The 26,996-nt window shown below is 38.8% G+C and carries 23 protein-coding genes and 2 pseudogenes; 16 read left to right on the top strand and 9 right to left on the bottom strand.

Features of this window, described 5'->3' with window-relative positions:
• Window positions 1-5: 5 nt before the first annotated feature.
• Complete coding sequence (locus AC012T_RS22160) at window positions 6-944, top strand: serine hydrolase (protein ID WP_487060836.1); 939 nt, start codon at window positions 6-8, stop codon at window positions 942-944.
• Window positions 945-1,014: 70 nt separating this feature from the next.
• On the opposite strand, the pseudogene AC012T_RS22155 reads toward AC012T_RS22160, so the two are convergent.
• Window positions 1,015-1,383: pseudogene (locus AC012T_RS22155) on the bottom strand (DUF4351 domain-containing protein); the annotation flags it as partial.
• A 192-nt stretch (window positions 1,384-1,575) separates the two neighbouring features.
• Here AC012T_RS22155 and AC012T_RS22150 point away from each other — a divergent pair.
• The 3 genes from AC012T_RS22150 to AC012T_RS22140 are packed head-to-tail and all read left to right on the top strand — an operon-like array spanning window position 1,576 to window position 6,018.
• A complete protein-coding gene (locus AC012T_RS22150; protein ID WP_487060835.1) occupies window positions 1,576-3,951 on the top strand; it encodes a dynamin family protein in 2,376 nt (791 codons plus the stop codon).
• Entirely contained in the window at window positions 3,948-5,009 is a 1,062-nt protein-coding gene (locus AC012T_RS22145; protein ID WP_487060834.1) for a diguanylate cyclase regulator RdcB family protein, read from the top strand. The genes AC012T_RS22150 and AC012T_RS22145 overlap by 4 nt, the downstream gene beginning before the upstream one ends.
• Before the next feature lies 1 nt (window position 5,010).
• Window positions 5,011-6,018 (top strand): patatin-like phospholipase family protein, encoded by a 1,008-nt coding sequence (locus tag AC012T_RS22140; RefSeq protein ID WP_487060833.1) that lies wholly within the window; start codon window positions 5,011-5,013, stop codon window positions 6,016-6,018.
• A gap of 187 nt (window positions 6,019-6,205) precedes the next feature.
• On the opposite strand, the gene dmeF is transcribed toward AC012T_RS22140, so the two are convergent.
• From dmeF to AC012T_RS22120, 4 genes are all read right to left on the bottom strand, one after another.
• Window positions 6,206-7,147, bottom strand: coding sequence for a CDF family Co(II)/Ni(II) efflux transporter DmeF (dmeF, locus tag AC012T_RS22135; RefSeq protein WP_487060832.1), 942 nt, complete (start codon window positions 7,145-7,147; stop codon window positions 6,206-6,208).
• A 144-nt stretch (window positions 7,148-7,291) separates the two neighbouring features.
• Entirely contained in the window at window positions 7,292-7,648 is a 357-nt protein-coding gene (locus tag AC012T_RS22130) for a type II toxin-antitoxin system PemK/MazF family toxin (RefSeq protein WP_015215750.1), read from the bottom strand.
• Window positions 7,645-7,920 carry a ribbon-helix-helix domain-containing protein gene (locus AC012T_RS22125; protein WP_015215751.1) on the bottom strand — a complete coding sequence of 92 codons (276 nt, stop codon included), beginning with the start codon at window positions 7,918-7,920 and terminating at the stop codon, window positions 7,645-7,647. The genes AC012T_RS22130 and AC012T_RS22125 overlap by 4 nt, the downstream gene beginning before the upstream one ends.
• Window positions 7,921-8,334: 414 nt before the next feature.
• On the bottom strand, window positions 8,335-9,447 hold the full coding sequence (locus tag AC012T_RS22120) for an acyltransferase family protein (RefSeq protein WP_487060831.1): 1,113 nt from the start codon (window positions 9,445-9,447) through the stop codon (window positions 8,335-8,337).
• A gap of 446 nt (window positions 9,448-9,893) precedes the next feature.
• Here AC012T_RS22120 and AC012T_RS22115 point away from each other — a divergent pair, with 446 nt between their 5' ends.
• On the top strand, window positions 9,894-13,100 hold the full coding sequence (locus AC012T_RS22115) for a phosphorylase b kinase regulatory subunit alpha/beta (RefSeq protein ID WP_487060830.1): 3,207 nt from the start codon (window positions 9,894-9,896) through the stop codon (window positions 13,098-13,100).
• A 41-nt stretch (window positions 13,101-13,141) separates the two neighbouring features.
• Window positions 13,142-13,519 carry a GxxExxY protein gene (locus AC012T_RS22110; protein ID WP_487060829.1) on the top strand — a complete coding sequence of 126 codons (378 nt, stop codon included), beginning with the start codon at window positions 13,142-13,144 and terminating at the stop codon, window positions 13,517-13,519.
• Window positions 13,520-13,566: 47 nt separating this feature from the next.
• Here AC012T_RS22110 and AC012T_RS22105 read toward each other — a convergent pair whose 3' ends face one another.
• A complete protein-coding gene (locus tag AC012T_RS22105) occupies window positions 13,567-13,869 on the bottom strand; it encodes a YkvA family protein (RefSeq protein ID WP_487060828.1) in 303 nt (100 codons plus the stop codon).
• A 219-nt stretch (window positions 13,870-14,088) separates the two neighbouring features.
• On the opposite strand from AC012T_RS22105, the gene AC012T_RS22100 reads away from it, so the two are divergent.
• The 3 genes from AC012T_RS22100 (at window position 14,089) to AC012T_RS22090 (ending at window position 16,132) form a co-directional block, all read left to right on the top strand.
• The gene (locus AC012T_RS22100; RefSeq protein ID WP_487060827.1) at window positions 14,089-14,874 is read left to right on the top strand and encodes a MotA/TolQ/ExbB proton channel family protein; all 786 of its coding nucleotides are present in this window, start codon (window positions 14,089-14,091) and stop codon (window positions 14,872-14,874) included.
• The gene (locus tag AC012T_RS22095; protein ID WP_487060826.1) at window positions 14,864-15,520 is read left to right on the top strand and encodes an ExbD/TolR family protein; all 657 of its coding nucleotides are present in this window, start codon (window positions 14,864-14,866) and stop codon (window positions 15,518-15,520) included. The genes AC012T_RS22100 and AC012T_RS22095 overlap by 11 nt, the downstream gene beginning before the upstream one ends.
• Before the next feature lie 249 nt (window positions 15,521-15,769).
• A complete protein-coding gene (locus AC012T_RS22090) occupies window positions 15,770-16,132 on the top strand; it encodes a phage holin family protein (protein ID WP_438892681.1) in 363 nt (120 codons plus the stop codon).
• Between the two features lie 53 nt (window positions 16,133-16,185).
• Here AC012T_RS22090 and psb29 read toward each other — a convergent pair whose 3' ends face one another.
• On the bottom strand, window positions 16,186-16,893 hold the full coding sequence (gene psb29 / locus AC012T_RS22085) for a photosystem II biogenesis protein Psp29 (protein WP_487060825.1): 708 nt from the start codon (window positions 16,891-16,893) through the stop codon (window positions 16,186-16,188).
• A 216-nt stretch (window positions 16,894-17,109) separates the two neighbouring features.
• Between psb29 and AC012T_RS22080 the strand changes: the two genes are divergently transcribed.
• A complete protein-coding gene (locus AC012T_RS22080; protein WP_487060824.1) occupies window positions 17,110-17,706 on the top strand; it encodes a CpcT/CpeT family chromophore lyase in 597 nt (198 codons plus the stop codon).
• 152 nt (window positions 17,707-17,858) lie between these two features.
• On the opposite strand, the pseudogene AC012T_RS22075 reads toward AC012T_RS22080, so the two are convergent.
• Window positions 17,859-18,203, bottom strand: a pseudogene (locus tag AC012T_RS22075) (STAS domain-containing protein); the annotation flags it as partial.
• Window positions 18,204-18,488: 285 nt separating this feature from the next.
• The gene (gene hemF / locus AC012T_RS22070) at window positions 18,489-19,535 is read right to left on the bottom strand and encodes an oxygen-dependent coproporphyrinogen oxidase (RefSeq protein WP_487060823.1); all 1,047 of its coding nucleotides are present in this window, start codon (window positions 19,533-19,535) and stop codon (window positions 18,489-18,491) included.
• A 327-nt stretch (window positions 19,536-19,862) separates the two neighbouring features.
• Between hemF and AC012T_RS22065 the strand changes: the two genes are divergently transcribed.
• From AC012T_RS22065 to AC012T_RS22040, 6 genes are all read left to right on the top strand, one after another.
• Complete coding sequence (locus AC012T_RS22065; RefSeq protein ID WP_487060822.1) at window positions 19,863-20,375, top strand: SRPBCC family protein; 513 nt, start codon at window positions 19,863-19,865, stop codon at window positions 20,373-20,375.
• Window positions 20,376-20,501: 126 nt separating this feature from the next.
• On the top strand, window positions 20,502-21,572 hold the full coding sequence (locus tag AC012T_RS22060) for an Mrp/NBP35 family ATP-binding protein (RefSeq protein WP_487060821.1): 1,071 nt from the start codon (window positions 20,502-20,504) through the stop codon (window positions 21,570-21,572).
• A gap of 78 nt (window positions 21,573-21,650) precedes the next feature.
• Window positions 21,651-22,964, top strand: coding sequence for a rod shape-determining protein RodA (rodA, locus tag AC012T_RS22055; protein WP_487060820.1), 1,314 nt, complete (start codon window positions 21,651-21,653; stop codon window positions 22,962-22,964).
• An 81-nt stretch (window positions 22,965-23,045) separates the two neighbouring features.
• On the top strand, window positions 23,046-23,240 hold the full coding sequence (locus tag AC012T_RS22050; RefSeq protein WP_015215765.1) for an NAD(P)H dehydrogenase subunit NdhS: 195 nt from the start codon (window positions 23,046-23,048) through the stop codon (window positions 23,238-23,240).
• 83 nt (window positions 23,241-23,323) lie between these two features.
• Window positions 23,324-23,980 (top strand): HAS-barrel domain-containing protein, encoded by a 657-nt coding sequence (locus tag AC012T_RS22045; RefSeq protein ID WP_487060819.1) that lies wholly within the window; start codon window positions 23,324-23,326, stop codon window positions 23,978-23,980.
• Between the two features lie 629 nt (window positions 23,981-24,609).
• Complete coding sequence (locus AC012T_RS22040; protein WP_487060818.1) at window positions 24,610-26,871, top strand: cation:proton antiporter; 2,262 nt, start codon at window positions 24,610-24,612, stop codon at window positions 26,869-26,871.
• Window positions 26,872-26,996: the final 125 nt, after the last annotated feature.

The raw sequence follows: 26,996 nt of genomic DNA, 5'->3' as shown, positions 1-26,996 counted from the left end.
TACAAATGGTTTTTTTTAATAAAGACGAACAACTAGAAAATCTCGGTAATGAAATTTTAGAGGCAACTTGGTCTAATTTTGCAAGTTTAGCTCGAAACCAAATTGCTTTAACTTGGGTTGTCTATGATCCTCCTGTACTTGTAAATACAGGTGGTGCTTTAACTCCTGATGCTTTTTGGAATCATCCGGTGCGAGGATTTAGTTATCGTGGTGTAGAACGTATCTATCCTGCTAGTGTGGTGAAGTTGTTTTATTTAGTAGCGGTTCATGAATGGCTAGGAAAGGGAATGACTCAGACTTCCAAGGAATTGGAGCGAGCTTTGCGGGATATGATTGTTGATTCTAGTAATGATGCTACTAGTTTAATTGTCGATATTCTCAGCGGGACTACTTCTGGAGCAGAGTTACCCGCTGGACCTTTTGAAACGTGGAAATATCAACGCAATATTATTAATCGCTATTACCAGTCTTTGGGGTGGGAGGAAATGGGGACGATTAATGTCTGTCAAAAAACTTGGGGAGATGGTCCCTATGGACGGGAAAGGGCATTTTATGGGGAGATGTTTGAAAATAGGAATATGCTGACTGCCAATGCTGCGGCGAGGTTATTGCATAGTATCGTGGGTGGGGTAGCTGTGTCGAGTGTGCGATCGCAATCCATGATGTCTTTACTCAAACGCAGTATTAAGGCTGATGAGTTACCCCAAGATGTCGAAGAAGACCAAGTTACAGGCTTTATAGGCGGTGGATTACCGGAAAATAGTCAAATCTGGTCAAAAGCTGGCTGGACAAGTTCAGTGCGACACGATGCAGCTTATATTGAATTACCAGATCAGCATCCTTATCTATTAGTGGTATTTACAGAAGGGAAAGCACAAGCCAAAAGCCGAGAAATTTTACCGTTTGTTTCTAGGAAAATTGCGGAAGCGGTTAGCAATTTATAAACATGATACGAGTTGTGCGTTAACAGAGTTTAACGCACTCTACCAGATCAGCAATTTCATCAAAAATACTTTAATCCTTAACACCTGCTAACCAAGCCTGTAAATCAGCCAAACTCTTAAAATCTAACAATGCTTCGCTCAAATCTTCCATAACAGGTAATGGTAAAGCAGAAATTGAAGCTCTTATTTCGACCGATAATTCACCAAACCGCTTAGTCAAGAGTCGGTTAACTAGATTAACTGTTGCTTGTTCTACTCCTTCTTCCCGTCCTTCTTCTCGTCCTTCTTCCCGTCCTTCTTCTCGTCCTTCTTCCCGTCCTTCTTCTTTGATTTCCCGATAAACTCGCGTTTCTTTGAGTGTAATTCCTAACATAGATTCTACCTCCCTGCGGCTGAGTTGTTCAAACTTGTATACCATGATCGTCGTGATCATCAGTATACGAGTTATGTGTTAACTGAGTACAACTTTTGTTAGCATATTTACACTTTAATAGTATTATTTACTTGTATGTACAGACAACAACAATAAATGCCCAAAAGCGTAGTTTCCGTATTTTTACTGTTTGTACAATCCTTTGCGTCAAGGGAAAATCTACTGTAGTGGATTTAATCAGGTGCGGAGTACAAGCCGATGGATTCTCAAACGCTGAAGCCGAATGTCCAAGATTTGCAAAGTGATGTTATTGACCTATTAGAGCAAATCAGTTTGCTGATGAATCGTGCTAGTACAGCATTGAATTCTGATGTTTCTAGTCAGAAATATGCAGACTTTGAGCAGCAAGTAAAGCAGGAAGTTGAAAAAGTCAAGAATCTTGAGTTAAGAATGGCAATTGTAGCACCGATGAAAGCGGGTAAGTCAACTATCACAAACGCCATTATCGGACAGGATATTTTACCAAGTCGCAATTCTGCCATGACGACGCTTCCCACAGAAATTAGTTTTGATGCTGGGTTGCAAGAACCAATTTTAACCCTACATAAAGAAATAGTAGACGTTTTTCAAGAGACTTTATTGGCTTTGCAGAAGCAAATTAATGAGATGGGAATTGAAAAAGCACAAGAAAAGCTGGCTCAATATCCTCATTTACAAGAAATGCCAAAATTGATTCAAAATGCTTTAGTAGAATCAGTTCCTCACAAATCGGAAGGACGCAAAAATATTGCTCTCACCTTAACAAGTTTAAATGATATTGTCCGGTTGTGCAGTATTATTTGTCCCAGTGTAGATCCACTTCAATCTTTAACAGAAGTTCCCCGGATTCATACTCCTTTTCGGCTTTCTCAAACAAATCAGCAATCAGAAACTTTAGGTAAATTAGTAATTGTAGATACTCCTGGACCAAATGAAGCAGGGGAAAATCTGCGACTTCAAGCTGTAGTTACTGAACAACTTCGCAAAAGTTCAATGGTGTTGATAGTTTTGGATTTCACACAATTGAAAAATGAAGCCGCAGAGAAAGTGAGAGAAGATGTTGAGAGGGTAATAAAACTAAGAGGTAAAGAAAGTTTATATGTCTTAATTAATAAAGTGGATCAGCGTCGAGATGGTGACATGAAACCGGATGAGGTACAAAAGTTTGTTGCTGCTGAATTTGGTATTGGTGACGTTGGTAATATAAATAGAGTATTTGAAATATCAGCTAGACGTGCTTTTACTTCTGCTAATTTTTTAATGGAATTACAACAAAATCCAGATGTTAAAGTTAGTGAATTGAAAACATCACGTTCTCTTGCTCAAGAAGTATTTGGTATTGATTGGGAAGAAGAATTAGAGGAAACAACAGTAGAAGAGTTAAAAAATAAAGCTGAAAGATTATGGAAAAAGTCAGGATTTGATCCTTTTTTAAATGGTGCTATTAATGCTTTGATGGCGGAAGCTGCACCACGTTGTATAGTATCTGCACTCAAAATTTCTGTTGCTCGACTGGCAGAACTACAAGATGATGTACAACTTCGCAAAAGTGCTATGGCACAAGATGAAGAGAAAGTTAAATTTGAAGTTACAGCACTAGAAACAGATTTGCAATCACTAGAAGATTGTCGTCAACGATTACAGGAAGTAGATAATATTAAAACTAACCTCTATCAACAACTTAATAAAATATTGGAAACTCTAAAGCAAAAGGCTACTGTTAGTCTTGAAGGTTCTTTTATTGAAGAAGAATATCAACGGGCAGATTTAGTAAAAAAAGGGGGTATGGTAGCAACCAATTTTTTTAATTTGATTTCTAAACGATTCAATTCTCAGATCAAGCCAACAGTTAGTGGTGTAATTGAATTTAATAGTTTGAGAGAAGCGGAAGATTTTGCAGAACAAGCTATAGCTTATCCTAAACAAAAAATAGATATGCTACTAGATGATGTGCGTGAACAAGTAAGAAAGATAACTGAAAAATCTCGACTTAAATTAACAAATTTTTTGATACAAGAAACTCAGCCTATTATTGACCGAGCGCGTCAACGATTAAATGAAGCTTTTGAGATAAATTTATCATTACCAACATTAACTATTGATTCTGAGGATATTGATTTTGGTAAAGTACGAGTTAAAAGTGATAGTAGATTAATAGATCAGGGATATGAAACTAAGGTAGTTGAAAAAAGAAAATTTACACATTGGTTTTTTTTAGTTCCCAAAAAAGAAACAATTAGAGTTAAACGTCCTGATAAAAAGGAGGATTATTATACTGTTTCCCTCCCAGAGATAATTGATAAAGCTAATGAATCCATTGAGCAAAGCGTCAAAAATATCAAACATGGCATTAATCAATATTTAGATGAGGATTTTAAACAGCGAGTTTCTATATTTTTTAATGATCTTGATATTTACTTGAGTAACTACCGTGAAAGTTTGATCCAATCACAGCAGGATCAAAAATTACAAGTTGAGGAAAAAGAGAAATTAGTTACTGAACTTGATTATTTATTTTCAGAAGCAAAGGAAAAAGCTAAAAAAACAGATGCTCGTTTAGAATATGCAGGTGATTTAATAAGGAATAAGCAATGAGTAATCTTTTCTATCCTCATGACTCAAACAGGTTGAAACAAAATACAGGTTTTACAAATCCATCAACTCAAACACTAGAACAACTCCAAAAACGAGTTCCTTGTGTGGGAGATAAAGCCATAATTGACCTAATAAATGGCATCAAAATTAATAAAGATATCGTCCGCTATCGCAAAAATAGAGGCTGGTTTGGAAAACTAATTTCTCAACTAGATGGAAGTGATCATAAACGCCAAATTTTGTTAGATGGTAACTTAATAGCAGGACAAGAAGCACTATCTAACTGGGTTTTAGAACTTACAGACTCCTTAAAAATTAGTCAAATTGCGCTCGAAATTACTCAAAACTCATTATTAGAAGCTCGTGATGCTATTCGTAATCAAAAACAAAGATTGCAAACACAAGAAAACGCAATCATTCAACTGAGTGAACAATTTAATCAATTAGCTCAACAAGTCGGTACAAGACTGAATAATCTTGAATCACGAGTGCGTAAATTAGAAGTACGAGTTGCTGCTAATGAAGATTTAGATCATATAGTCACCGCTTGGGCTGCTGGACAAACTTATACAAAACTACCTTGGGCTGTACAAATTGCATTATTAGCGCGAGAAGTATTCAGCAGTTCTGTAATTATGTATGAATTAGAAACAGGAGATAAAGACCGTTTTCGGCAATTATTAGTAAATAAAATTCTCGCTCATCATAAACAATTACCTAGCAGTTTTTTCGGACTTGGCGATTTATTAGATCAATCTTGGGCTACAATGACAAATGATGATAGAGAATTAACTGCTGGTTTATTAGAAATTCGTTCAATTCCCCAAGAAAGATTAACAAATATACCCCATTTATTTGTTATTGGCACAACTTTGGAACTAGCAACACTTCCCGAAGAAGTTAGACCAAATAAACCTGCTCAAAGTGCTATTCATCTCTGTCGTCATCAAATTGATAGTATTTCCCGCACCACCGACGCACGGGAATTTATCACCACTATTGTTGAAGAAACAGCAAATGATTGTTTAGCAATAATTAGTAATATCTCTAATCAATAATATGAAAACCGCTAACCCTACATTTGGACTTGTACTCACTGGTGGAGGTGCAAAAGGAGCATATCAAGCCGGTGCATTAAAATATATTGCTGAAATTGGTTTAGTTCCCCACATTATTGCAGGAACAAGCATAGGCGCTCTTAATGGTGCTGTTTTATCATCCTATCGCCCCTTTCCTCAAGCAGTACAGCACCTAAATCAATTTTGGGAAGAATTAGCTGGCGCGAAGATTTTACGCCCCAACACGGGTACAATTCTCCGCACATTGAGTTACACTGCTCAAACTTTTATTCCCACATTTCGGGAATGGATGCTTCATTTTGTGCTAGAACAAGGATTATTACAAGATTCTAGCGCCATTTTTGACCCTGCACCTATTGAGCAACTATTAAGAGAAACAATCAATCCCAGCAACCTGATAAATGGAATTGAATTATGGGTGACAGTATTTCCATCTTTGAAAATTCCCGGTTTAGGTTACGATTGGTTAATTGATTTTGTCCGCGCCCGCACAGGAACAGATGCTCACTGGCTTTGTGTACAAGATTTTAGAGATGATGAAACCTTATACAATTTACTTTTAGCTAGTGCTGCACTTCCTTTAGCATTTCCTAGTCGAGAAGTAAATGGAAAATCTTATGTTGATGGTGGTTTAGCTGATAACGTCCCTTTAAGAGCTTTAGTTGCGCGTGGTTGTACTCATGCAATTATTATTCATCTTAATAATGGAGTAACTTGGAATCGTCATGATTTTGCAGAACAAACCATCATTGAAATTAAACCAGAACAGCCAATTAATAAATCAGAAATGCCAATTATCGGCTTAATTGATAGTTGGTTAGATTTCAGTTATGAACGTATAACAGAACTGAAACAGCGTGGATATGAAGATGCAAAACGTTGTTTAACTCCCATTATTCAAACTTTTACCACGGTAAAAGAACAGCGTCAATCTCATAATAGATTAGTTAAATCAACAGAACGGTTATTCAACGACCTTCCCCTGTAAAAAATACCTATTTTTTTGAAAATACGCTACTTATCTGGGATGAAATGAGTTGTTGTCAAATTGCTTGGAGCAATAATCATACAATTCCTACGGAGCGCTGTGCGATGCCTTCGGCGAGCGCAGCTATCGCATCTCCTAAAACAATATAGACTTGAAACTATTATGACCTACAGCAGCAGCGACCATTTTAAACGGCTTGAACATCTACACAAGGTTCCCCGTGGCAATGATTAACTTCCACAGATACATGAGCTAGAGAGGGAATATCTTTAAGTAAGTTTTTATAATATTCTGGTGTTTGCGGGTAATGAGTAACCAGGGAAATTGTAGCTGCCAAATGATGCTGACTCACATACCAAATATGCAAATCTGTAACCCGATTATCAGCGTCTTCTTCAATAGCATTGACAATAGCTAACTTTGTTGGTTTATCAATTGCTCCATCTAGCAAAATTGCACCAGTGTCACGCACCAAACCATAAGACCATTTTCCAATCACAGCTGCCCCAACAAATCCCATTACTGCATCCATCCAAACCCAACCCAGAAACTTACCAGCGAATAAAGCAATAATGGCAAAAACAGAAGTTAGTGCATCTGCTAAAACATGAATATAAGCAGCACGAAGATTATGATCATGGTGGTCATGATGATCGTAATCATGTTCATGGTGATGATCATCTTGCAACAAAAAAGCACTGGCTATATTAACAACTAACCCAATGATAGCAACACCAATTGCTTCATTAAACTGAATAGTTTGAGGCTGAAAAAAACGTCCCAGCGATTCAAGTCCCATCACAAAAGCGATGACAGCCAGTGCAACTGCACTTGTAAAACCTCCAAGCACACTGACCTTTCCGGTTCCAAAAGTATATTTAGGGTTGTTTGCGTGACTCCGCGCATATTGATAGGCAAAAATCGTAATTCCAAAGGCAGCAACATGGGTTGACATATGCCAACCATCAGCAAGCAAAGCCATTGAACCAAACATAGTTCCAGCTAAAATCTCAGCCGCCATCGTTAATGCTGTCAGCAGCATCACTATTTTGGTGTTTCTCTCTGCATGATTTTGGTCAACAGAAAAATCGTGAGAATGCTGCCATTCTTCAAGGGTATGGATGTGCATAGAAATTTTTACACTCCTTTCGTGAATATATAAAGCTTACAGCGATTTTTTGGGAATTTTTGTTTCCATCTCATGTCAATACTGTACTGTGAAATACGGTGATTAGCACCCTGATTCAGCTAAATAAACCCACATTTAAATTGATTAATCTTCTTCCAAACTTGGTAAATCTAAAGCAATCACTAAAGCCTGTGCCAAATGTGCCATTACCACTGGAGAAAGTACCCCTCTGAGACGTAAAAAACGGGTTTTAGACAACACTCGCACCTGATCTGCCATAGCGATTGAATCTTTCCTCAATCCGCCATCAGGTGCTAAGATTAAAACTTGAGTAGGGTAAACTCTCTTGCCGTCTTGATAAGTGGTACATGGTACAGCTAAAACCACTGGGCTAGATAGATTAATCACGTCACGACTGACTATAATTACGGGGCGAGTTCCTCCCTGTTCTGAACCTTCTGTCATTTCTAGACGCGCATCATACACTTCACCCCTTCTCATCTTGGCGATTCCCCTAGCTGCAACGCCTCCCATTGCGCTGGTGCAAATTCTATCTCCATTTTTAAGACTTCTGCTTGATAATCAGGGTCTTTCGCCATTTCTGCCAAAGCAGCATCAATTTCCGCTCTTTTCTGTGCTGCTAATTCCCGCTTCAAAGCCTGCACCACAAAATCATTCCTACTTTTGGCTTTTCCCTCCAGCACTGCTTTATCTGTAGCTTCTAGCAGTTCTTTTGGGATTGTTAACGTCGTGCGAATGGTTTCTGCTTTCATGGCGCGTTCTAGACTGTGATGTCTGAAGTGATGCTTTATATGATATCGTGTTGAGCATCAATTAGTAAGTGTAAGTTGGTCAGAAATAATTTCTACATTTAGACATCAGAGTTCAGCAATCAACAGGGGCTTAGTTACTTCAATATCAATACTATTTTTTTCTCATGCCATCTGAATCATACCCATCCTTTCCCTGAGCATTTTAGAGGGTGTTTGAAAAGTCTCCTTCCATGTCATGCTGAGGAACGTAGCATCTCAGTATGTGGGCTAAACTCCATATTCTTCGTTGCGTAAGACTTCACATGGCTAACGCCACGCTATGCCTACGGCACACTACGCGAACGCGAACAGAATGACAAATTATACGTCCCTAAACTTTTCAAACATGCTCTTAGACTAAAGTTTTTTAATTAATTAAACTGCTTTATTTTGTATTTTTTCTATCAATGACTTTCCAATATTTATCCCTCTCTTTTCGATGAGATTTTCTGTGATTACGGCAATTTTATACGTTAAAATAGTTGTGATTATAAAACACATAATCAATAATAGATTTGCTGGTAAAAAAGACTTGAAATAACCATAAATTATTCTGGAGAAATCCCATGCAAATAAGAAATGGAATATATATACAGAAAAGGATACTTTGCCTAAATTCATCAAAGCTGGATAATTGAGAAAATTCTTTTTTGAAGACAAAGCATATAAAAAAATAAAAGATAAGCCCGATATAAATGGTATGATAGCGCCCTCAAAAGGGATACTTAGTTGAAACATTAACATCATGGAAATAGCAGTAAATAAAATAAAAAGAATAATATCAATCTGCCAAGTTAAATGTTTTAGTAATTGATTTTTATCTATAAAAAATAAAGTGATACCTAAAAAGAAAACTGGCAATTGATTAATAAGATTATTATAAAAAAATGAATCATTATCAGACGAAAATCCAGTGCTTTTTTGAAACATCAATTGAAATATAATATTTATGAACAGCATGATGAATGGGAATATTAAATATAAAACATTTTTTCTGATAGTGATTTTATTAAATACGGTAAATATCAAGGGGAAAATGAGATAAAATGACATTTCCGTACCGATAGACCAACCCCCAGGAACTATATTGTTATTGGCTGGCAGATAAAATCCATGTAAAAATAAGAAATTGGTAAAAAGATTCATGAAATTATATTTACTGTCAATTGTTAAAGCTCCTGAATCAATATACAGTTTCATGCTACTCCAAAGCATATAAAAAAATATTGCTGTGTAATACAGAGGTGCTATTCTAAAAAATCTACGAATAACAAACTTGAGCAACTTCAAGTATTCCCCTTTATGTCTTGCCATTGAAAGACACAAGGTATAGGCAGAAATAATAAAAAACAATTGCACACCCATTGGTCCATATTTTGAAAAATATAGTAATGGTAATGATATTCCTTGAATGCTTTGGCTAGTGTGAACCAAAATAACTAATAGGACAGCAATTCCTTTTAAAGCATCAATATGTTTGAGTTTCATTAGATTTAATAATTTACTATCACAGTAGGAAGATATTTAATATAAGTCGTAATTAAGTTTTATAAAGGTGATTGAGAAAGAGCCACAAAACTTGCCGTTTGTTAGTTGCTCTCTACTTAAACTCCCAGCATTAGTTAAATTTAAGATTTCATTAGAATCCCCAATAGCTTTTGTATCACATCTAACATATGAGATTGATTGCAAATGATCTAATTTATCAGAAAATGCTATGTATCTTCCAAATTGTGATTAAAATTGGGGTAGAAATAGTTTTTTGGTACTGAATTAAGTAGGAAAATTCCCTACTATCTCATATTTAGTAAAAATAGGACTCTTAGTAGCTAGTGTTAATCTTGCTACTATTGGAAAAAGCCCTTCCGTATCGAATTACATCATTTACCTCGCTTTGACAAGGTTGAATTTCCCAAACAATTCCCAAGCAACTTATGAAAACATCCACAGCATTGCAAACTCGTCTCGATCTATACTACCAGCAAATTAAGACGATTATTCTTGCTCGTCAAAATCCCATTACAGGTTTACTTCCTGCGAGTACGGCAATTACCGCTCATGGTGATTATACTGATGCTTGGGTAAGAGATAATGTCTACAGCATTTTAGCTGTTTGGGGTTTAGCACTGGCATATCGTAAACTAGACAACGATGATGGACGCACCTACGAACTCCAGCACAGTGTTGTCAAGTTGATGCGTGGTTTGCTGTTTGCGATGATGCGACAAGCACATAAAGTAGAAACATTTAAACATACCCAATCTCTACTAGATGGACTGCACGCCAAGTACAACACTACTACTGGTGATATTGTAGTTGGTGATGATGAATGGGGACATTTGCAACTTGATGCTACATCAATATTTTTACTGATGTTGGCGCAAATGACCGCTGGGGGATTATCAATTATTTATACACTTGATGAAGTTAATTTTGTCCAGAATTTAGTTTATTATATTGGTCGAGCTTACCGCACTCCAGACTTTGGCATTTGGGAAAGAGGAAATAAAATTAATCATGGTAGTGCGGAATTAAATGCTAGTTCTGTAGGCATGGCTAAAGCAGCTTTAGAAGCTATCAATGGACTAAATTTATTTGGTATACATGGAAGTCAAACTTCAGTAATCCATGTATTACCAGATGAAATTGCTAGAGCCAGAATTACCTTAGAGTCTTTATTACCGAGAGAATCAGGTTCTAAAGAAGTTGATGCAGCGCTGTTGAGTATTATAAGTTATCCTGCTTTTGCTGTGGAAGATGTGCAATTGTATGAACGAACTTTTAATAAAATTATTACCAAACTGGCAGGTAAATACGGCTGTAAACGTTTTCTCCGTGATGGACATCAAACTGTTTTAGAAGATACCCAACGCTTACATTACGAACCTGGGGAATTAAAGCAATTTGAAAACATTGAATGTGAATGGCCTTTGTTTTTTACTTATTTAGTTCTTGATGGATTATTTCGAGGTGAACAAGAACAAGTTAAAAAATATCAAGCATTATTAGAATCATTACTTATAGAAAGTGATGAAATGTGGCTATTACCAGAACTTTATTATGTTCCTGCTGAAAACGTCGAAGCAGAAAAATTAAACCCACAAACTCAACCCCGTTTACCTAATGAAAATGTCCCCTTAGTGTGGGCGCAAAGTTTATATTTTCTCGGTCAAATGTTGAGTGAAGGATTAATAGCTGTAGGAGAACTAGATCCTTTAGGTAGACATTTATGTATAAATAAAAAACGTGAAGCGTTAATTCAAATTGCCTTATTAGCAGAAGATGAAGAATTACAAGCAAAGCTAGAAGTGCATGGAATAGAAACCCAAACTCCTACCCAAGTTGAACCAATTCAAGTTAGAAAAGCTGGGGATCTTTCCCACATTTTTACGCAAATTGGTCGTAATGATAAACTTGGTTTAACTGGTCGCCCGGTCAGACGTTTGCGGAGTTTAACCACATCAAGAATTTTTAGAATTTGTGGAGAAACAGTTGTATTTTTACCGTCTTTTTTAGATTCTCAGCAATTTTATTTAACACTTGATTACCATTTTTTGGTAGATCAACTTAAAAGTGAATTAGCTTATATTCAGAAATATTGGAGTGACTTAGGTCGTCCGACTCTGACTTTGATGTTAACTCATACTATGTTAGAAATTGGTTCTGAAGCATTATTAGAACTAATGCAAGAACTTAAAGATGGTGTTTGTAACGGTGTCCAAGTAAAATTAGGTCGAATAAATCAATTGATGCTCACAGCAGGTATCCAAACAATTGATTTTATTCCAGATGAGGAATTTTCCCAATCAGTGGTTAAAAATGCTAGTATCCGCTGCTATTATCTAGCTCATCATCCTGGAAAAAATTGGCGCTTAGGACATACTCAAGAATTCCAAATGGAATGTGAAACTAACTTGAGATCATTGTTAGTGCATTTGCGTTCGTCAGAAAATATTTATGAACAAATTGAGTTATTGCAAACTTTAAAACGGTTACAGGGTTTAGAATTTGACACGGGATATGGTGGCCCTGGACGACCGGTAAAGGTGGGAGATTTGTTGGATGAGATTTACACTAAAGCCGGTGATTTAGGTCTGTGGGCAGTGGTGCGACGGGCTGCGGGTTTACGCCAAATGGTGGATATTGGCTTATCTGATGCGGTAACAAGTATAGTGGTACGAGGTAAGCAAATTGCTGTGGGTAGGGCTTATAGTGAGGCTTCCTTAATGGTTGTACCCATGTCTCACCATGAAATTGCGGAAAAAATTAATAACTTCTGTCGTGAGGATATCCGCGATCGCGTTTTAACGCAAGAGATTTTGATTTATCTGGGTGTATTAATTAAATCAGAACCAGAATTATTTCAAGGACTGCTCACCCTCAGAGTCGGTTATCTCATTCTCTTAATTACCAGCGAAATAGCTCAGGAATTGCGTGTTACTCAAGATGAAGCTTATGATTACTTAATGCAACTTTCACCTTTTGAAGTAAAAATTCGCCTGCATAAAGTACTAACCGGATATACTGGTGTGAGTGGTTTATTGCGTCAACAAGAATCATTACACGTCAAGCAAAAAGAAAGTGATATCGCTTGGGTAGTGTTACCAGCAATTAGCGAAGAAATCGCAGTTTCTCCAGAAAATTGGCGCAGATTTCGCCAAGCAGAAGGCGCAATCAACCGTGTTCCTAAAGACTTTTTTAAACAAGTCTGGCTATTAATGCAACATTGCAAAGGTTTAGTCATTGGCGATAAATTAGAACGGCGTAATCGCTTAGATAGTGAAGTGATGTTGTCTGAAATGACAGCAGGAGAAAGAAATTTTGCTTTGCTAGTTGAACATTTACTCAATAAAATTGAAGCTCCAGAATATCGCCAAGTTAATGCAGAAGCCTTGATGGAATTAGCGGCAATAGTCGCTAATAATCCCAGCTTGCAAATTGAAGAATATATAGTTTTAGATGTATTAATCGGTCACGCAGTGCGGTTAGCGTGGTTGGAAAATCATCCCCATCGGAGTCATCATTATGATGAAGATAAAGGTTTGGCATGGCCACATTTTTACAACACTTCTCCTCAAGATTGCGCTAATTATATTTTGAAGGCGTTTAGGTTCTTGATAGAGTTTGGAGAAGATGTTTAAACGCAGAGGAACACAGAGGTAAGCGCAAAGGAACGCGGAGAATGCAAGAGAATGAGTTGAGTGGGTTGATTATTGGTTGTGCGATGAGGGTACATACTGCGTTGGGGCCTGGGTTGTTAGAGTCAGCTTATGAGCAATGTTTAGACTATGAACTCAAAAAAGCCAATCTCAATATTGGTAGACAAATTCCTGTCCCGTTGATTTACGAAAATGTCAAATTAGATTGTGCTTATCGGTTAGATTTGCTAGTCGAAAACAAAATCATCGTCGAAGTTAAAGCAGTAGAATCCTTAAACCCAATTCACTCTGTTCAACTTCTCACATATCTCAAACTAGCCAAATGCAAACTAGGACTCCTCATCAACTTTAACGTCCTCCACCTCAAAGATGGCATCAAACGCGTAGCTAACAACCTCTAACTCCGCGTCCCTCTGCGTTAACCTCCGCGTTCCTCTGCGTTAAAAACTTACTTCACAGAAACAGCATCAACATCAACGGTGTTGTCTGTAGATGTTGACTCGTTGGTGCTAGTTTCTACATTGCCTTTTTTGGCTTTCCAACCGTCAATTACTAATCCAGAAACTTCCGAAACTAGTAATGTTAAAAGCAAGACATCATCAATTTGTCCAATAACGGGTATAAAGTCGGGAGCAATATCAATAGGGCTAATCAGATAAGCTATCGTGCCGAAAATCACCCACCAACGATATTTAGGATTACGAAGTGTGTTCCGATACCAGCTATAAAGCGATTGAATTGAGAAGTTCATATTTTTAACCTCCGGTTATTTTTATTTTGGCAAATTCTGCTTTAAACTCCCGGTGGGAATAACCGTCCTAGTGTGTATAGAAGATGGTACTACTAAGAAGTCGTTAAACTACTTACCTAGCGATAGAGTAGATGAGTGGTGTGGCAATGGTGCATTAGTCTCTAAAATTAAAATGCTTCGGCATTGTTGCTCTAGTAATGGAGGGAGGAAACCTACACAGTGGATATTTTAGATCTTTTTGATAAGGGCGGCCCAGCAATGTGGCCTTTGCTGGTGCTGTCAGTTCTATCTGTAAGTGTCATTTTCGAGCGCCTATGGTTCTGGTTGCGGATTTTGATGCAGGAAAAGGAAATCGTTGAGCGCGTCCTTGATGCTGCGACTGAGAATTGGGAAATAGCTACGGAAATTGCCGAAAGAGCTACTGATCAGCCGATTGGACGTTTTCTCTATGCACCGCTACGTTTACAAAGAGGTGATGCAGAAACCTTTCGACTGGCTTTGGAATCAACTGCGGCTGAAGAAGTAGCCGGGATGCGACGAGGCGAAAAACTTTTAGAATCTGTGATTGCTCTCTCTCCGCTGTTAGGATTGTTGGGTACGGTTTTAGGTTTGATTCAGTCTTTGCGCTCAATTCGCATTGGTGATTTGGGTACTGAATCGACCGCTGGGGTAACTACTGGGATTGGGGAATCTCTGATTAGTACCGCCGCCGGCTTAATAGTTGCGATCGCAACTTTGGTATTTTATCGCCTGTTTCAGAGTTTTGTTGTCAACCAAGTCAAGGTTTTTAACAAAGCCGGCAATGATTTAGAGTTACTTTATCGCCAGTCTCCTCCTGATCCTCACAAAAGTACATCAGGAATAGCACGGGATACTGGCAGAGAAAGCTTTAATTCACCCCGCAAGCGCGGGAAAAGCAAGTTTACCGCTCCTGAATCCCCAACAGAGAATACGGCTCAGAATCCCAACCCTAACTCGGCACAAGAGCTAGAAAATGAAAGTTAACTTACATACACCCATTGAAGAAGTCCAAATTCAAATCATCCCGTTAATTGATGTCGTTTTTTGTATCCTGACTTTTTTTCTGTTAGCAGCGTTGCAATTTACTAGGCAACAAGCAATTAATGTTGATTTACCCAAAGCCAGCACAGGTTCAACTTCTGCTGCTAGTTCACAGAGCAAAAGTGACATTTTACCTGTAACTATTGATGCTGTTGGTCAAACTTACATCGAAAAAGATCCTGTTAGAAAAGATGAATTAGAGTCACGTTTAAGGCAGTATGTCGCAGCAAATCCTAATGGTATTTTAGTGCTGAATGCATCACGCACAGCCACTTATAATGATGTTATTCAAACATTAGATTTGCTCAGACAAGTCGGAGGAAATCGTGTCTCTTTGGGAATTATTCCCGGACCATCTCAATCATTCACGAATTCACCAATTCCATCTTTTGTGCCAAGCATACCTAATACGGTGCCAATTCCAGGTACTGATACACAAGGTAATTTTACCCCTTCCTTGCCCTCAGCCCCTCCATTTCCTAGCAATGGAGAAGGAATAAATCCTGGTATTTCGCCCACAGTTCCCAACAATAGTGTACCCCAAATGCCTGAAGCACCGGGAGTCAGCAATTCTACACCTAAAAGGTAAAACTAATTCTGTAAAAGTTTTAGCTTTAAAATCCCCCAAACCCTCTTCAATAATATGGGCTTGGGGGATTTTGAGTTTTTATTAATATCAGGAAAAACAGGATAAACCTAAAGACATCTAAAATAAATTCCCGTCAGAGAAAGAATCTCTGCTAATTTATAAATAATTGGTTAAGCTACAAAGATTTTACTATCAATAGACTAAGTAATTTATCGCCAATTGCCATCTTACGTTTCAAGGGTTGCGGCAATGAATATTGTGACACTGTTAATTGTTTGGATAGTCACTTCTATCAGCTTGTGGATTATTAGTAAATTGCCTTTAGGAGTTGAAATTGATACTCCTGGAAAAGCCGTCTTTTCCGCAGCAATTCTGGGTATTATCACAGCATTAGTTAGACCAGTTTTAAGTTTTGTATTTACGATACCAAATTTAGTCACCTTTGACTTATTATCTGGTATCTTTACTTTCATGATTGCCGTTGCTTGCTTTAGTATTGCTGCCTGGTTAGTGGAAGGTTTTCGCTTACGTTATGGCATTTGGAGTGCGGTACTAGGAGCTTTTACACTCACTATTATCAACAATCTACTCTACAAATTACTGGGTGTTTAAATAATTCGTAATTCGTAATTGTTAATTACGAATTACGAATTAACAATTACGAATTATTCATTGGTACTAGGAGGAGTTACTGGAGTGCTGGCTTGTTGTTGACGCTGATCGCGTTTTTTCCGATCAGCTGAGAGTATATCTGCCATTACTATCAGTGCTTGCGCCATCTTATCTAGATTAGAACGGTATAGATCTAAATCCTTACTAAGTTTATCTTCCGATAAATGCAATCCTTGAGCGATCGCTTTTAGTGCCTCATTGCGTTGTTTTTCATCTTTGACAAGTTCTGGATCTGCCAGTTCCAATAATGAGAACAGACCAATGGCAAACAAGCGACTATATTTAAAGTTAGGATTATGTGCGATCGCTTGCAGTTGAGCTTGCAAATCAGCATCTTTATCTAGGTGAGTAGTTTGGCTAACCCAATCAATTAAATCCTTCACTGGCAAACTTTGAGCTATAGCTTGCAATCTAGTCGCATCTTGTCGATAGCGTTGCTGATCCTGCTCTACAGACTGACATAAGGCATTGAAAATAGATTCTTGATCTCGTTCCGGTAGATAGCCTTGCATGAAGCGGTCAAAGGTTGTGACAACGCCCAAGGCATAAATTGGATTGTAACTATAATCAACATTGACTGACAGCAGATGCATTTCCACCATCAACTCTTCTACTACCCGACGGTAAATAGTATTGATTGGACGGGTATGAAGATTATAGAAAGTTCGCTTTGTATCAGAGACTGTACGGACGTTATTCACAAAGAAAATGTTAAGGGCGACGTATTCTTATTTTGTCGTTTAAAGGCTACTTTGCCAAGTTATAAAAAAAGTCTGAACACCAGTAAAGCCCAGCATGACCTAAGCCATCGTGAAAATAGCAGATCAGAATCTGATTGGGTAAACGCAGAGGAAAAGAATAATTCCTAATACGCCATGCCCTAATTTATAATTAGCTTTGATAATACGCCCTATTTTATGAGCTTATCACCACCGTTAATAGCTTTAGGTCATTATCTAGCTGGGGAATTCAACAATCAGGAACAGGCTATGGCTGAGTCTGTTTGGTATGTTCACCTGCGTCTATGGCAACGACCAGTTAATCTTTTCCCTGAAGACAGTATCACCTTATTTGCCGAACAAGCAAATGTTGTCAATCTCAATCAACCTTACCGCCAAAGAATCATGAGATTGCAGCAGAGATCTGAGTCTTTGCAAGTGCAGTACTATATGCCTAAAGATCCCGCCGCTTTGAAAGGGGCGGGAAATAATCCCACTTTACTGAATTCATTAACATCCGATCAGCTAGATTTGTTACCAGGCTGTATTCTTTCTGTTACTCAAGAAACACTAGCTCCCCACATCTATCGGTTTAGAGCTTCTCCATCTCCAGGAAATATCTGTAGTTTTGCTTATCTTGGTAACAAGATACAAGTTTCCTTGGGTTTTGAGGCTACTGAAACAGCATTTCTCAGTTACGACAAAGGAATTGATTCAGAAAGTGGGAAAGCCACATGGGGCGCAGTTGTTGGGCCTTATCGTTACACCAAGGTAGAAGCGTATAATCTAGCATGAGCCGACCATTATGCATTCATTAATTAGAGATAAGGCCAAAAAGATCATTAAGCAGATTGCGGATTTAAACCAGAAGGATTGTTGGGTTCTTCATTGCTTTCATGCTCATGGTTTAAACTCTGATTTTCGTTTTTGACTGGTGAATTGGGTAATATGGTTTCTAAAGCTTCTTCTTCAGTTTCAAAAATTTCAAATACCGTATCCATCATTGTCACTTCAAAAACCAGCTTGGCATCTGGGTGGACATTACAAATGCGGAAACTGCCTTTAACCTTATCAGCATCGCGCATCCCAGCAACCAAAGATGTGAGACCAGAACTATCAATAAAATCTACTTGTCCCAGGTTCACAACTACATGACGACTTAATTTAGAAATACACTCCTGTAACTTTAGACGAAATTGCCAAGCGCTAGTGATGTCTAGACGATCTGTTGGTTTCAAGACAATCACAGTATTACCATCTTGGGTTTTGTAGATTTTTTGATCTATATTCACTGTACCTATCCGTTATATTGCTGTTAATTAACTTTTGTTTACTTCATGTTTCAGTGGGTGAAGTAGGACTAAGAAATCTCCACGTCGAAATTATCTATATTGCTATTTTTTCAACCCATAAGTAATAATTTTGCCGGGTAGACAGTACTTAATGCTTCAAAGCGAGTGCTGAGTAAATTAATAGGACAAGAGAATATACATATATGTAAAATCTCACAATACCAAAGTCCTAATATACTTCACTATGGATTAATATTGGGAAATTTACTCAGCCCACAGCGATCGCTAAAGTTGATTTAGTTTCCAGTTTATCCAATCTTGAGGCTTGAGGAAAGTTTCATACAGTTCAGCTTCAGGAGAATTGGGTTCTGGTTGATAGCCATATTCCCAGCGGACTAGCGGTGGTAGGGACATAAGAATAGATTCAGTGCGGCCATTGGTTTGTAGTCCAAAAATTGTCCCCCGATCATAAACCAAGTTAAATTCTACATACCTGCCCCGACGATATAGTTGAAAATTGCGTTGGCGATCGCCATATTCCATCCCATGTCGCCGTTCTACAATCGGTACATAAGCTGGCAAAAAGGCTCCACCACAGTCTTGCACAAAAGCAAACAATTCTTCCCAACTGCGTGGCTCTGGTGTACCTACTTTATCACTGTATGCTGCTGCTTGCCCATGGTGATTAGTGCCACCATATAACTGACTCTGACTATGTTGATAATCAAAGAATAGACCGCCAACACCCCTTGTCTCATTCCGATGCTTGAGGTAAAAATATTCATCACACCAGCGTTTGAACACTTCATAATACTCTGGATTGTGTTGATCACAAGCCTGTTTGAGTGTTTTATGCAAATGAACCGCATCTTCGGCAAAAGGGTAATAAGGTGTCAAATCAACACCACCACCAAACCACCAGACTGGCCCTGCTTCAAAATAGCGATAATTCAGATGGACTGTAGGTACATAGGGATTACGTGGATGTAACACCATTGAAGTGCCAGTTACATAAAAGCTGTGTCCTTCTGCATCAGGACGTTGAGCTAAAATGGAAGGAGGCAGGCTATCCCCCCAAACTTCAGAAAAACCCACACCTGCTTGTTCAAATATTGCACCATCACGTAAAATCCGTGATCTTCCCCCACCACCTTCTGGGCGTTCCCAGCCATCTTCCTTAAATTTACCGACACCATCCAGCTTTTCCAGCCCTTGACTGATTTTGTCTTGTAACTGTTGCATAAACTGACGAACCCTAACCTTACCGTCAGTTGGTGGTAAAAATGCGGATGATTCTGCTGCTACGTCTGGGGTTTGTGATTTGGTCAACATAGATTCCCGAACCTAAAATTACAATTTTCAAAAAGCTACAAATTTTTAACCTAAAAATTTGCCAGCCATGATAGCCAAAACTGCTTTTCTTTACTTTTCAAGCCATGATAGAGCAATTGACTAAAGTTATTGTCCCTCAAATGAGTATAGGCTTGTATATTCATTAAGTTTATTTGCAATTTTAACTGGAAAAATTCTGGTACAGACACCAGATCATAAACAATTTAGTCTACAAAGCAACTACTTTGCTGTATGGTATCTGTGGTAAATAGAGAGTTTGACTACAATTTTCCCTGATGCCAGAGTATAGCTAGGAGGATTAGGACAGTGCAAGGTTGGTTATCCCAATTCATCCACCGCAAACGTCGTCGGGTTTGTGCTTCTCTGGTACGGACATATCGGGAGCTTAGTTACGCTTCTGTAGATGAACTGTGGCAAAAGGTGGTTGACTTAACAGATGTCTCTTGGCATCCATTACTCAAAAGTACAAATGTTCCCTATGGACTAGTCCCCAAACCAGGCTTGATTTTTCAAGCAATGACAAGGTTTTGGCCAATTCCCATTATGATTTTTGTAGAAAAAGTTAATCCTAAGCAAATGCTCAGTATCCGCGTTTTAGCATTTCCTGGAATTGAAGAAAGGGTGACATACCAAGTAGAATCGACTGTCTGTGGATCTTATTTATCTTATTCTGTAATTTTACGAGGCTGGTTATCTCCACTCATTTGGTTCTTATCTCGTCCTTATGTAGACAGAGTAGCGCGTTCTCTAATAGAAGCAGTAGAAGCAGTAAAAACTCCACCTTTACAACGTAAGCTCGAAGGGTGGGATTGGCTTTAAAAGTTATACAATTTTAGATTTTAGATTTGGGATTTTGAACACTGATGTCCTAAGAAAGTTAAGATTCAAGTAGAAGTCAATGAAAATTTTTTAAGCTTTATATAAAGCGGCAACGGTAAACACGCTATGTATGATGTCCTAGATTCCCAGTCAGTCCTAGATATATTGCGACCGGTCGAAGATCCAGAGCTTCGCAAAAGTCTGGTAGAACTGAATATGATTCGCAATGTGAAAATTGACAGTGGTAAGGTTAGCTTTACTTTGGTGTTGACTACTCCCGCTTGTCCTTTGAGAGAATTTATTGTCGAAGATTGTAAAAAGGCTGTTAAACAACTACCAGGCGTTACAGATATCAGCGTAGAAGTGACAGCAGAAACACCCCAGCAAAAAAGCTTACCTGACCGCACTGGGGTTCCGGGGGTGAAAAATATTATTGCTGTTTCTAGCGGCAAAGGTGGTGTTGGTAAAAGTACAGTGGCTGTAAATGTAGCAGTGGCGCTGGCACAAACAGGGGCAAAAGTTGGCTTACTGGATGCTGACATTTACGGGCCTAATGACCCCACAATGCTAGGTTTGGCTGATGCTCAAATTGCTGTGCGCTCTACAGAAACCGGGGAAGTTTTAGAACCCTTGTTTAATCATGGGGTTAAGTTGGTTTCAATGGGCTTTTTGATTGACCGAGATCAGCCAGTGATTTGGCGTGGTCCCATGTTGAACGGCATAATTCGTCAGTTTCTTTATCAGGTGCAGTGGGGAGAACTGGATTATTTAATTGTGGATATGCCTCCAGGAACTGGAGATGCCCAGTTAACTCTCACCCAATCTGTACCAATGTCAGGCGCAGTGATTGTCACGACTCCGCAAACTGTAGCACTTTTAGATTCACGCAAGGGTTTGCGGATGTTCCAACAGTTGGGTGTTCCAGTATTGGGAATCGTGGAAAATATGAGCTATTTTATTCCCCCAGACCAACCGGATAAGAAATATGACATTTTTGGTTCCGGTGGAGGTTCAAAAACTGCGTCAGAGTTAGGAGTACCACTGTTGGGATGTGTACCTCTAGAAATTTCTACAAGAGTTGGTGGAGATAATGGTGTACCAATAGTGGTTGCCGACCCCGATTCAGCTGCTGCTAAAGCTCTCAAAGCGATCGCTAGAGTGATCGCTGGTAAAGTTTCAGTTGCTGCACTGACATAAGCATTGGTAATTGGTAAAAACTATTACCCATTACCCAATCCCCAATCCACGTTTAACGCTCAAGTTGCTCCTTGCACAATGTTATTAAAACCTTCGCTTCCCAAAATTCGCTGGCAATATTGGATTAAGCCCTGGCAGCAAGTAGATTGGCTATTATTTTTTTTACCTGTTGCTGCCAGTCTTTTTGGCGGTCTGATGATCCTCAGTACAGAACTCAAGCAGCCAGTAACTGACTGGTGGTGGCACTGGTTAGTAGCTGCTATTGGCACACTCATCGCTTTATTTTTGGCTCGTTGCCGCTACGAAAATCTGATTCAGTGGCATTGGATAACTTACGCGCTGACTAATTTCAGTTTAGTGATTGTGATGGTTGCTGGAACTAGTGCCAAAGGCGCACAGCGATGGATTAGCATTGGTGGCTTCAATGTTCAACCTTCAGAATTTGCCAAAATAGGCGTGATCATCACCTTAGCAGCTTTATTACACAGGCGTACAGCTTCTACTCTTGAGAGTGTGTTCCGGATCTTGGCAATCACTGCGGTTCCTTGGGGATTAATATTTTTACAACCAGATTTGGCTACATCTTTAGTATTTGGGTCTATAGTCTTAGGAATGCTTTATTGGGCAAATGCCAATCCTGGTTGGTTGATTCTGATGATTTCCCCCGTGGTGTCGGCAATTTTATTCAGCATATCTTGGCCTTTGTCAGAACCCATAGTGTTGATTAAAGAAATATCTTTTAGTCCCTTGGGTTTAGTTTGGGCAGGTGCTATGGGGATATTAGGTTGGCAAACTCTACCTTGGAAGCGATTTAATATTAGTGCGATCGCTTCCTTTAGCCTCAATATGTTAGGTGGCGAATTAGGGATTTTCGCTTGGAATCATGTACTAAAAGAATATCAAAAAGACAGATTGAGCGTATTTATCAACCCTGAACATGATCCCCTTGGTGCTGGTTATCACCTGATTCAATCGCGTATTGCCATCGGTGCAGGTGAAGTTTGGGGATGGGGTTTGTTTAAAGGGCCAATGACGCAACTAAATTTTGTGCCTGAGCAGCATACAGACTTTATTTTCTCTGCGGTTGGTGAAGAGTTCGGTTTTGTCGGTTGTTTAATAGTACTTTTTGTCTTCTGCTTGATTTGCTTCCGCATACTACACGTAGCTCAAAGCGCCAAAGATAATTTTGGTTCACTGCTGGCTATAGGTGTTTTATCAATGATTGTGTTTCAACTAATTGTGAATGTAGGTATGACTGTCGGTTTAGCACCTGTGGCAGGAATTCCCCTACCTTGGATGAGTTATGGTCGTTCTGCTATGCTGACCAATTTCATTGCTTTAGGAATAGTAGAATCTGTAGCCAACTACCGCCAAAGACAAAAGTATTATTAAATCACTGAATAGGAAATAAATTGACAACTGAACCATCAACTAATATTAAGCTAATAACAGGAACTAAACGAGGGTAAAAACATGATTCTGCCTGGAGCAACTGTTCGCGTCAAAAATCCCGCCGATACATATTATCGGTTTGAAGGACTTGTGCAACGTGTTAGTGATGGCAAAGTAGCTGTATTGTTTGAAGGTGGTAATTGGGATAAAATAATTACTTTCCGCTTGCCAGAATTAGAACCTGTAGACACCACAGCCAAGAAAAAAGGAAAATAGGTGATTGGTGATGGGTAATAGGTGATTGCTAATCAGATGATAATTCTCCACTGTTAACTCAGCACTCGGTACTCAGCACTCCTATGCGTCTACCTTTACCACAGTTTGCAACGGGCGATCGCCATCCTCACCATATCGGGGAGGTGATCGAAACCACAACTACCGAATTTTTGGCACAGTGTTTAGAACCGGAAGATTTGAGTTTTCCACCTATGCCACCTTTTGGTAGTTGGGTTTGTGCTACGGATGAAGAATCTGGCAATCAAGTCTATGCAGTTGTATATCATGCCACAACCATGCCTATTGATTCTGTACACAGGGCTAGGGCATTGGGGTTGTCTTTACAAACCTTGCGTGAGGAACAACCCCAGATATTTGCTATGCTCAGAACTGAATTTCGGGCAGCGATTGTGGGATTTGAGCAGCAGTCACAAAATCTGAGTTATAACCAAGGGGTATATCAATATCTTCCACCCCGTCCGCCCCAAATTCATCAGGCTGTTTATCGGTGTCAACCAGAAGCGATCATTAAATTCACTGAAAAACTAGATTTTTTGCGGACAATACTGTTAATTAATGGTGCGCCAGTAGAATCTTTGGCAGCATCGGCTATTCGTGAAGTTTATCAGTTACGCAAAGCTGACCGAGAATGGCTGATTAAAGCAGGGCGACACTTGAGTATATTGCTGAAAGACGATTATGATCGCTTGCGCTTTATTTTAAGTCAAATCCACCCCTAGCTATCAGTAAACAGTGAACCATTATTAGTGCCTGATCTGTGGTGATTTGAAAGCAAACCATAACAGTAGAGCAATAATTTAGCAATTAATAACTACGCATACAGCGGATTTCTCTGTCAAAAGGTACATATCTAGCGGGCAAGATGCCTACACCACAAGAGTTTTATTATTCAAATTTGTATCTCATTGAAATGAAATCCGCTGTAAATATTTAATTTACTTAATTTAGCCCTTTTTCTACATGATTGAAATCACCGTATTCTTGAACTGTTAAGATTCGCTTTTCCTAACTAGATAGGGCTTGCTTAATAAAGCTAAAACTTAGATATATCAAGAGTTTGAAGGTTAAAAAGGTGAATCAGGTGCAAGGAATAAGCGTTGAAACTGTTCATTTACCTATCGCTTGACCAGATTCAAGACGATTCTTCTCTTCTTCTAATTCTTCCTCCTGACTCCTGAATTCTGACTCCTAGCCCATGACTTACGTCACGCTGCGCGAACATGGATAACTTTTATGCCTAACGGCACGCTACGCGGTAAGCGAAGCTATGCCCGCAGGGCTTTACAGCAAACCCTAGGTAATGAATTTATTTTACAAGCAGATTGCACAGCGATGAATTTGATAACTAATGACTGTTTTACTTATGCCACTAGTGTCACAATTTCTGATTTTGGAAGCATCCTTCCCAGTTTTTGATCAGGGACTAATTGTCCCTTTTTCTATTTTATTAATAGTTATTCTCGTTGTACCTATCTTGTTTGAGCGGCTACGATTACCAACTTTGGTAGGTTTAATTTGCTCTGGAGTAGTACTGGGTCATTCTGGTTGGAGTTTATTCAAGTCTGAATCACCAATTATCAGTTTGCTATCAGATATTGGGTTATTTTATTTAATCTTTATAGGCGGATTTGAATTTAATATCCAACTTTTTCGTCAACAGCAAAGTCGTTCCTTAGTATTTGGTATTTTGAGTTTCAGTTTGCCCCTGATGGTAGGAACATTAGTGGGGAAATTTTTGGGATTTGGTGGGCATACTCCCATTTTAATAGGTTGCTTACTGGGCTCTCACTCCCTTTTGGCATATCCGATTATTAGTCGTTTAGGAGTGGTGAATAACAAGGCTATTATCATGACCATGGGGGCGACAATTTTTACTGATGTTGGCACACTGCTGACATTAGCTGTTTGTGCAGCCAGTTTTCATGGTGGAGCATTCGTATCGGCGCAATTAATGACTGTGTTAGGTTTAGTAATAATTTATGCAAGTGTGGTGCTAGTAGGTTTTGATTGGGCAAGCAGAGAATTTTTCCGGCGGTCTGGAGATGATGAGGTTAACAAGTTTTTATGTGTGTTAATGTCTGTATTTCTCGCTGTGACGATCGCTCAATTAATGGGTTTAGAAAAAATTATTGGCTTTTTCTTCGCAGGTTTGGCGGTAAACGAAGCTGTAGGTGAAGGGCCAGTTAAAGAGAAATTGGCGTTTATTGGCAGTGTGATATTCATTCCCATTTTCTTCGTGATTCTGGGCTTAAAGATTGATTTATCTGCTTTTTTGGGATACAGCACAATTAAATTATTATTTTTAATGTTCGGCGGTTTGATTGTCAGCAAATTTATGGCAGCTTTGTTGGCAAAAGTGATTTACCGCTATAACTGGCAGGAAACTCTGACAATTTGGTCGCTATCAATTCCCCTTGTGGGTACAACATTAGCCGTAGCTTTAGGAGGATATGAATCTGGGTTACTACCATCAGAAGTATTAAATAGTGTGATTGTCTTGGTAGTGATGTCAGCAATTTTGGGGCCTTGGCTGACGAGTCTAGTCGCTGGAGGTGCTGCTGATTTAACTGGCTTATTGGCGGAAGACGCGCAACCAATTAATATGTCTGAGTTGCAAAAACAATCAGTAGAAGGTAATTTTACTATAGTCGTGCCAGTACATAATCCCCAAACGCAAAAACATTTAATTGAGATGGCAGCATTATTGGCTCGTCAGTCTCAGGGAAAAATATTACCATTAGCGATCGCTCATGCTACTGCTCAAATGGATGCACCTCAACTAGAAGCAGCTTGGCAACGAAATGAAAAGTTATTAGCAAAAGCCACAGCACAAAGTCAATTATTAGGAGCAACAGTAGAACCATTACTCAGAATTGATGATGCTTACGCGCCAGGCATCTGTAGAACAGCTCGTGAACAAAAGGCGAATTTAATTATCATGGGTTGGGGAAACCGTACTGGCTTAAGAGCGCGTTTATTGGGGAATATTATTGATAACGTTCTTTGGTCTGCCCATTGTCCAGTAGCGGTGGCACGCTTAGTAGAGTCACCAAAAAGAATTCAGCGTATTCTCGTACCTATAGAAAACTTCATTAATCCCACACTAACAACTTTAAAATTTGCTCAAACCTTAGCAGATGCCAATCAGAGCCAAGTTACTTTGTTGAATGTGTGTGTTAACTTACCTTTTTGGGGTAGCTTGCACGGTTTGTCCCGTAATTACAGCGATAAAAGTACGCCAGGACAAAACATTCCCAAGGAGAAGCAAACTGATTCGAGCGATCGCCACACTAGTTACACGCAAATTGCAGCCAGGCGATCGCACCTCACCCAATTGGTATCTCAATTAGCTGTGCAAAATCCACCAGAAATTCAAATTATCACCCATGAAAATGTTACCCAAGCAATTTTGCAAGCTGCAAGATTGTATGATTTAGTCGTATTACCTTGTATCCGTAATCGTACTAGTCCTGGAGGATTAGCGATGAATGATTTTACAAACCAATTAGCTAGACAACTCACCTGCTCAATCATCATCCTCGGAGAACCACAACACAACCACAAATTATTTTTATCAAATACTTCAGTAACTCAAACAGCTAGTGTTTAAAAATACCACATTAAGTTTGTATTTATTGTCATAAACAATTATATTTGTCAACAACTTTACAAATTATTGAAGATTTGATAAAACATGACTCAAAAGCGCACAATTATTAGAGAATATTTATTAAT

The sequence above is a fragment of the Anabaena sp. EIM26 genome, assembly GCF_057568715.1.
Note: the sequence above shows the minus strand (reverse complement) of the source record. Positions and strands in the feature narration are given on the sequence as shown.

What these genes read in the sequence shown, in the direction of transcription:
- AC012T_RS22095 (WP_487060826.1), top strand. Translation starts at nt 14,864, where the DNA reads ATGAAAGTTAACTTACATACACCCATTGAAGAAGTCCAAATTCAAATC.
- AC012T_RS22160 (WP_487060836.1), top strand. Translation starts at nt 6, where the DNA reads ATGGTTTTTTTTAATAAAGACGAACAACTAGAAAATCTCGGTAATGAA.
- rodA (WP_487060820.1), top strand. Translation starts at nt 21,651, where the DNA reads ATGTTATTAAAACCTTCGCTTCCCAAAATTCGCTGGCAATATTGGATT.
- AC012T_RS22045 (WP_487060819.1), top strand. Translation starts at nt 23,324, where the DNA reads ATGCGTCTACCTTTACCACAGTTTGCAACGGGCGATCGCCATCCTCAC.
- AC012T_RS22125 (WP_015215751.1), bottom strand. Translation starts at nt 7,920, where the DNA reads ATGAAAGCAGAAACCATTCGCACGACGTTAACAATCCCAAAAGAACTG.
- AC012T_RS22090 (WP_438892681.1), top strand. Translation starts at nt 15,770, where the DNA reads ATGAATATTGTGACACTGTTAATTGTTTGGATAGTCACTTCTATCAGC.
- AC012T_RS22120 (WP_487060831.1), bottom strand. Translation starts at nt 9,447, where the DNA reads ATGAAACTCAAACATATTGATGCTTTAAAAGGAATTGCTGTCCTATTA.
- AC012T_RS22105 (WP_487060828.1), bottom strand. Translation starts at nt 13,869, where the DNA reads ATGAACTTCTCAATTCAATCGCTTTATAGCTGGTATCGGAACACACTT.
- AC012T_RS22080 (WP_487060824.1), top strand. Translation starts at nt 17,110, where the DNA reads ATGAGCTTATCACCACCGTTAATAGCTTTAGGTCATTATCTAGCTGGG.
- AC012T_RS22130 (WP_015215750.1), bottom strand. Translation starts at nt 7,648, where the DNA reads ATGAGAAGGGGTGAAGTGTATGATGCGCGTCTAGAAATGACAGAAGGT.
- AC012T_RS22060 (WP_487060821.1), top strand. Translation starts at nt 20,502, where the DNA reads ATGTATGATGTCCTAGATTCCCAGTCAGTCCTAGATATATTGCGACCG.
- hemF (WP_487060823.1), bottom strand. Translation starts at nt 19,535, where the DNA reads ATGTTGACCAAATCACAAACCCCAGACGTAGCAGCAGAATCATCCGCA.
- AC012T_RS22115 (WP_487060830.1), top strand. Translation starts at nt 9,894, where the DNA reads ATGAAAACATCCACAGCATTGCAAACTCGTCTCGATCTATACTACCAG.
- AC012T_RS22145 (WP_487060834.1), top strand. Translation starts at nt 3,948, where the DNA reads ATGAGTAATCTTTTCTATCCTCATGACTCAAACAGGTTGAAACAAAAT.
- AC012T_RS22040 (WP_487060818.1), top strand. Translation starts at nt 24,610, where the DNA reads ATGACTGTTTTACTTATGCCACTAGTGTCACAATTTCTGATTTTGGAA.
- AC012T_RS22050 (WP_015215765.1), top strand. Translation starts at nt 23,046, where the DNA reads ATGATTCTGCCTGGAGCAACTGTTCGCGTCAAAAATCCCGCCGATACA.
- AC012T_RS22150 (WP_487060835.1), top strand. Translation starts at nt 1,576, where the DNA reads ATGGATTCTCAAACGCTGAAGCCGAATGTCCAAGATTTGCAAAGTGAT.
- AC012T_RS22140 (WP_487060833.1), top strand. Translation starts at nt 5,011, where the DNA reads ATGAAAACCGCTAACCCTACATTTGGACTTGTACTCACTGGTGGAGGT.
- AC012T_RS22110 (WP_487060829.1), top strand. Translation starts at nt 13,142, where the DNA reads ATGCAAGAGAATGAGTTGAGTGGGTTGATTATTGGTTGTGCGATGAGG.
- dmeF (WP_487060832.1), bottom strand. Translation starts at nt 7,147, where the DNA reads ATGCACATCCATACCCTTGAAGAATGGCAGCATTCTCACGATTTTTCT.